Annotated in this window: 5 protein-coding genes; 3 read left to right on the forward strand and 2 right to left on the reverse strand. The window is 60.0% G+C overall.

The genetic code is table 11. From position 1 onward, the window contains the following. Position 1: 1 nt before the first annotated feature. Complete coding sequence (locus ACTZWY_RS17450; RefSeq protein WP_444791990.1) at positions 2-883, reverse strand: TIGR01459 family HAD-type hydrolase; 882 nt, start codon at positions 881-883, stop codon at positions 2-4. Then, positions 880-1,797: a manganese-dependent inorganic pyrophosphatase gene (locus ACTZWY_RS17455; protein ID WP_444791991.1), complete on the reverse strand. Its 918-nt coding sequence runs from the start codon at positions 1,795-1,797 to the stop codon at positions 880-882. The genes ACTZWY_RS17450 and ACTZWY_RS17455 overlap by 4 nt, the downstream gene beginning before the upstream one ends. Positions 1,798-1,961: 164 nt before the next feature. Between ACTZWY_RS17455 and ACTZWY_RS17460 the strand changes: the two genes are divergently transcribed. The 3 genes from ACTZWY_RS17460 (at position 1,962) to groL (ending at position 5,945) form a co-directional block, all read left to right on the forward strand. Continuing rightward, a complete protein-coding gene (locus ACTZWY_RS17460) occupies positions 1,962-3,809 on the forward strand; it encodes an ATP-binding protein (RefSeq protein WP_444791992.1) in 1,848 nt (615 codons plus the stop codon). 150 nt (positions 3,810-3,959) lie between these two features. Then, positions 3,960-4,247: a co-chaperone GroES gene (locus ACTZWY_RS17465; RefSeq protein WP_444791993.1), complete on the forward strand. Its 288-nt coding sequence runs from the start codon at positions 3,960-3,962 to the stop codon at positions 4,245-4,247. Positions 4,248-4,292: 45 nt separating this feature from the next. After that, positions 4,293-5,945: a chaperonin GroEL gene (gene groL, locus ACTZWY_RS17470; RefSeq protein WP_444791994.1), complete on the forward strand. Its 1,653-nt coding sequence runs from the start codon at positions 4,293-4,295 to the stop codon at positions 5,943-5,945. Positions 5,946-6,000: the final 55 nt, after the last annotated feature.

A 6,000-nucleotide genomic window follows, 5' to 3' on the forward strand; every position in this document is an offset into this window, starting at 1 on the left:
TTCAGCCCAGATAAGGAATTGCAAAGCTGGGATTCAGTTCCTTTTGCGCCAGCCAGTCCTGCAGGCGCGCGGGGTCGGGCGCGGCCGGGTCGGGGCCAAATTCTGCAGCGGCCAGCCCGCTGGTAATGAACAACGTGTCCATCCCTTCGGCAATGCCGCCCTGAATGTCGGTATGGATGCCGTCCCCTATGGCGATCACGCGGTCAGATGCGTATTTCAGCCCCAGTTGCGCGGCATGGCGGCGCGCAAGGTCATAGACGGGCGGGTGCGGTTTGCCGAAATACAGAACCTCGCCGCCCAGTTCCGCATAAAGCTGCGCAATGGACCCGGCGCAATAGATCCGCTTGTCGCCATAATCGACCACCAGATCAGGATTGGCGCACAGCATTTTCAGCCCGCGTACCTTGGCCGACAGCAACCGCCCGCGGTAATCTTCGGGGGTTTCTGACATGTCGTCAAACGGACCAGTGCAGATGATCCCTTCGGCATCGTCAAACCCCACCCGCGTGATGGGCGCGTGGTCTGACGCCCAATCGGGCAGGTCCACAAACAGGTCATCATCCTTGGACGGGCCAAGATGCCAGACCTTGCGCCCGACAGCACCTGTCAGCATGGCATGTTGCGTTGCATCGCCAGACGTTACAATGCCGTCATAGGCATCGCGCGACAGGCCCATGTCATCCAGCCGGGCCTGCACGGATGCGGCGGTGCGCGGCGCATTGGTCACCAACAAAACCTGCCCACCCTGCGCGCGAAACGCACAAAGCGCGGCCTGTGCGCGGGCATGGATGGCGCGCCCGTTATGCACGCAGCCCCACAGATCTACCAGCGCCAGTTCGTAGTGCGCCGCGATCTGGTCAAACGCTGTCAACAGGCGGGTCACAGCGCCAGCACCGGAATAATCTGTTTCTTGCGGCTCATGACGCCGGGCAGAACCACGCTGTCGCCACTGACCGCCACCCCGAAGGATTTTTGCGCAAGCGCGCGCGTCAACTCATTGGGGACCAGCAGCGTGGCTTCCTCATTCAGAATATCGACGATGAACAACAACACCTGATCCGCGCCATCCTCGCGCGCGACAGTTTCCATGCTGGCCATCAAGCTGTCCTTGCGCGCCAGAACCTGCGCGGGGGCTGTGGTTTCCAGCACGGACACACGGAATTTCTTGCCGCCCACATCGTAGTTCTTGGAATCCATGCGCAGCAATTCCGCATCGCTGAACCCCGACACATCGGATTTTGCGGCAAACATGGCGCTGGCCAATTCGCCCATATCCACGCCCAGATCATCAGCCAGCGCATGGGCAATGGCGCGGTCGGTCTGGGTGGTGGTGGGGGAGCGGAATTCAAGCGTGTCCGACAGGATGCACGACAGCATCAGCCCCTTGATGGCGCGCGGGGCCTGTGCCATGTGCTTGCCGATCAACTCATACATGATGGTGGCCGTGCAGGCCAGCGGGCGCATGGTAATGTCAATCGGCCCTTTGGTTTCCAGCCCGCCCACAAGCTTGTGGTGGTCGATGATGGCGCGAATATCGGCATCATTGATGGTGGCGGGCAATTCGGCGGGGTTGTTGGTGTCGACAATCACCACGGGCGTGCCTGCGGGCAACTCGGTCAGGATGTCGGGCTGGGGCACGCCCCAATGGTCCAGCACGAATTTCGCCTCGGAATTGGGTTGGCCCAGCAGCACCGCCTGCGCGGGGGTGTCTTGCACCTGCGACAGATACCACGCCCAAATCAACGGAGAGCCGGTGGAATCGGTGTCCGGGGAAAAATGGCCGAAGACTTTGATCATTTTGTAACTCCGCATGTCGGGTGTGATGTGTTCGCGCAGGCTTATAGCGCCGCGCCGCGGCATTGTCACGCCAGCGCTGTCAAAAAGCGCTATGCGCCGCCGTCTTAAGGGGTTGGTGATTTCTTTGCCCCATACTGCGGGTATAGGCCCCAAAACAGGTTGCTATGAACGAAAGCATCGATATTCGCATTGTCATCGCCATTGCTGCGGTCATGGTGATTGCGTCGCTGTTGTTGACCGTGCTTGCCGGGGTGCGCAACCATGCCCGCCGTGATGCGGTGGCGTTTTTGTGGCTGGGGGGCACCAACCTGTCGTTTCTGATGGGGGCCACCGGTTTGATGACGGGGCAGGTGCTGCCGTTCTGGGCAAGTGCATCCATGGTGGTGCTGGGCATGCTGTGGGGCCTGATCAGCGGGTTTGTGGCGCTCAATATCGGCATCGGGGACAATCCCGCCCCCTTGCCTTATGCGGCGCTGGGGGCGGGCGCGGCGTTGCTGCAACTTGGTCTGGTTGTGGTTCTGAATGATGCGGGCGCGCTTGTGGTCAGCAGTTCGGTTGTGAATGGGGCGCTGGGGGTGGTTTTCGCCCAGCGGCTTTGGGGGCGGGCGCTGGTGCATGGGCGGCAACTGGCCATGCTGGCGGCCGCGCCCTTCGCGGCGATCGGTGTGGCCTATCTTGCGCGGCTGGGGGTGGTTGGGCTTGACCTTGGGGGGCATGCGCTGGCCGTTGCCACGCTGGTGATTACGTTTCTTATGGCATTTTCCGCCCTGCAATGGGGGTTTGCGCTTATCGCGTTTCGCGCGGCCCGCCTGAACGGCCATTTGCAAATTGCCCGCGACAAGGCCGAACAGGCCAGCGCGCTGAAATCGCGGTTTCTGGCCAATATGAGCCATGAATTGCGCACCCCGCTGAACGGTATTCTGGGCATGGCGCAGGGTCTGGAAAATGTGCTTCTGGAACCGCAACAGGCCCAGATGCTGACGGCAATTCGTGACAGTGGCGACAGGTTGCTGATGCGGATGAATGATATTCTGGACCTGTCCGAACTGCAAGCGGGCGAGTTGGAACTGGTGCCTGTCATATTCGACCTGCCCGCCGAAATTGCGCAAACCGCCGTGCAATTCGCAGATGTGGCCGCAGGCAAGGGGGTTGCGTTCGACATTATGCTTGACCCCGCCATGGCGCGCCTGCGCAGGGGGGACGGGCCGCGCATGCGCCGGATGCTGGGCAATGTCCTGAGCAACGCTGTAAATTTTACCCAGACCGGGCGTATCAGCCTGGCGGTTCAGGGCAGTGCGGCCAATGTGCGGATTGTCATTTCCGACACGGGGGCGGGCATGACCACGGACCAGCTTGCCCGTGTTTTCGACCCCTTCATGCAGGCCGATTCCAGTGTGACGCGCCGGGTTGACGGGGCAGGGCTGGGCATGCCCGTCGTGCGCGGGCTGGCGCAGGCGATGGGGGGCACAGTCACAGTTGCATCGCGCGTTGGGCAGGGCACCTGTGTGACGCTGGATCTGCCCTTGGCGGCAATTGCCGACAGTCCCGAAACGCCGGTGGCGCAGCACAGCACAAGACCCCCTGATCGCGGCGCAGGCATTGCCCGCGCGACAGCTCAGGTTGTTCTTGTGGCCGAGGATAACAAGGTAAACCAGCGCGTTCTGAAGGCGTTTTTACAAGACCCGAAGCTTGACTTGGTCATGGTTGAAAACGGTGCGGCGGCGCTTGAAATGGCCCGTCACAACAGCTTCGATCTGTTTTTATTCGATGTGATGATGCCGGAAATGGACGGGGTGACCGCGCTGCGCCAGATACGCGCGGAATATGGCGCCTGCGCAAAGCCTGTGCCCCCCGCCATTGTAGTGACGGCCAATGTCGCGTCCGCGCAGGTGGCGCAATACCATGATGCCGGGTTCAGCGATGTGATTGCAAAACCTGTGCGCAAGGCGCAGCTTCTGGCCTGCCTGGCTGCGCATGGGGTGGGGTCTGCGCCCGTTGCGGAGGCCCCCTAAGTGCCACTGCCCCCAAAGCGCGCGCATGTGCATTTTTTGCGCAGTGCAGTGTTGACAGCGCGGCCTGCTATGCCTACCTATGCGTCCGTTAGCACTCGACCCGTGCGAGTGACAACAAATTTCAACCTGGAACCAAAGGAGCGTTCTCAGATGGCATTCAAACCGCTGCATGACCGTGTTCTCGTCCGTCGCGTCGAAGGTGACGAAAAAACCAAGGGCGGTCTGATCATTCCCGACAGCGCCAAGGAAAAGCCCGCTGAAGGCGAAATCATCGCCACCGGCGAAGGCGCGCGCAAGGATTCGGGCGAACTGATCGAGATGGCTGTAAAAGCTGGCGATCGGGTCCTGTTCGGCAAATGGTCCGGCACCGAAGTCACCGTCGATGGTGAAGAGCTGCTGATCATGAAAGAAAGCGATATTCTGGGCATTCTGGCCTGATCGCTTCCGTTTTCCAAGACATAAAGACAACCAGGAGGCACCCCAATGGCTGCTAAGGACGTCAAATTCAACACCAACGCCCGTGACCGTATGCTGCGCGGCGTTAACATTCTGGCCGATGCGGTGAAGGTCACCCTTGGCCCCAAAGGCCGCAATGTCGTCATCGACAAATCCTTCGGCGCACCGCGCATCACCAAGGACGGTGTATCGGTTGCCAAGGAAATCGAACTGGAAGACAAGTTCGAGAACATGGGCGCGCAGATGGTCAAAGAAGTGGCCTCTCGCACCAATGACGAAGCAGGCGACGGCACCACGACCGCAACTGTTCTGGCCCAAGCCATCGTGCGCGAAGGCCTGAAATCGGTTGCCGCGGGCATGAACCCGATGGACCTGAAGCGCGGCATCGATCTGGCAACCACCAAAGTTGTGGAAGCAATCAAAGCAGCGGCACGCCCTGTCAATGACAGTTCGGAAGTTGCACAGGTTGGCACCATTTCCGCCAATGGCGAAGCTGAAATCGGCCGCCAGATCGCGGATGCGATGCAAAAGGTTGGGAACGAAGGCGTTATCACCGTCGAGGAAAACAAAGGTCTGGAAACAGAAACCGATGTTGTCGAAGGCATGCAGTTCGACCGCGGTTACCTGTCACCCTATTTCGTGACCAACCCTGACAAGATGATCGCGGAACTTGATGACGCGCTGATCCTGATCCATGAGAAGAAGCTGTCTTCGCTGCAGCCCATGGTTCCGCTGCTGGAGCAAGTGATCCAGTCGCAAAAACCATTGCTGATCATCGCTGAAGATGTCGAAGGCGAAGCCCTGGCAACGTTGGTTGTCAACAAACTTCGCGGCGGTCTGAAAATCGCGGCAGTCAAGGCCCCCGGCTTTGGTGACCGTCGCAAGGCCATGCTGCAAGATATCGCCATTCTGACCGGTGGTCAGGTCATCAGCGAAGATCTGGGCATGAAGCTGGAAAGCGTCACGATGGACATGCTTGGCACCGCCAAGACCATCAAGATCACCAAGGATGAGACCACCATCGTTGACGGGTCCGGCGAGAAAGCTGAAATCGAAGCCCGCGTGGCCCAGATCCGTCAGCAGATCGAAGAAACAACATCCGACTACGACAAGGAAAAACTGCAAGAACGTCTGGCCAAACTGGCCGGTGGTGTTGCGGTCATCCGCGTGGGCGGCATGTCCGAAATCGAAGTCAAGGAACGCAAGGACCGCGTTGATGATGCCCTGAACGCGACCCGCGCGGCCGTGCAGGAAGGTATCGTTGTGGGCGGCGGTGTGGCCCTGATCCAGGCTGGCAAGGTTCTGGAAGGTCTGTCCGGCGATAACAGCGACCAGACAGTTGGTATTTCCATTGTGCGCAAGGCACTGGAAGCGCCGCTGCGTCAGATCGCGGAAAATGCTGGTGTGGACGGGTCGGTTGTTGCGGGCAAAATCCGCGAGAGCAACGACAAATCCTTCGGGTTCAACGCACAGACCGAAGAATATGGCGACATGTTCAAATTCGGCGTGATCGACCCTGCGAAAGTTGTGCGCACAGCCCTTCAGGATGCAGCTTCGGTTGCAGGTCTGCTGATCACCACAGAAGCCATGATTGCCGACAAGCCAGAGCCGAAAGGCCAGGGCGGCGGCGGCGGCATGCCCGACATGGGCGGCATGGGCGGCATGGGCGGCATGATGTAAGCCACCCTGCCCATAATGGCAGAGATAGAGAAGGGCCGCGCTTGTCGCGGCCCTT

The organism is Roseinatronobacter sp. NSM, assembly GCF_052379845.1.
Taxonomy (GTDB): domain Bacteria; phylum Pseudomonadota; class Alphaproteobacteria; order Rhodobacterales; family Rhodobacteraceae; genus Roseinatronobacter.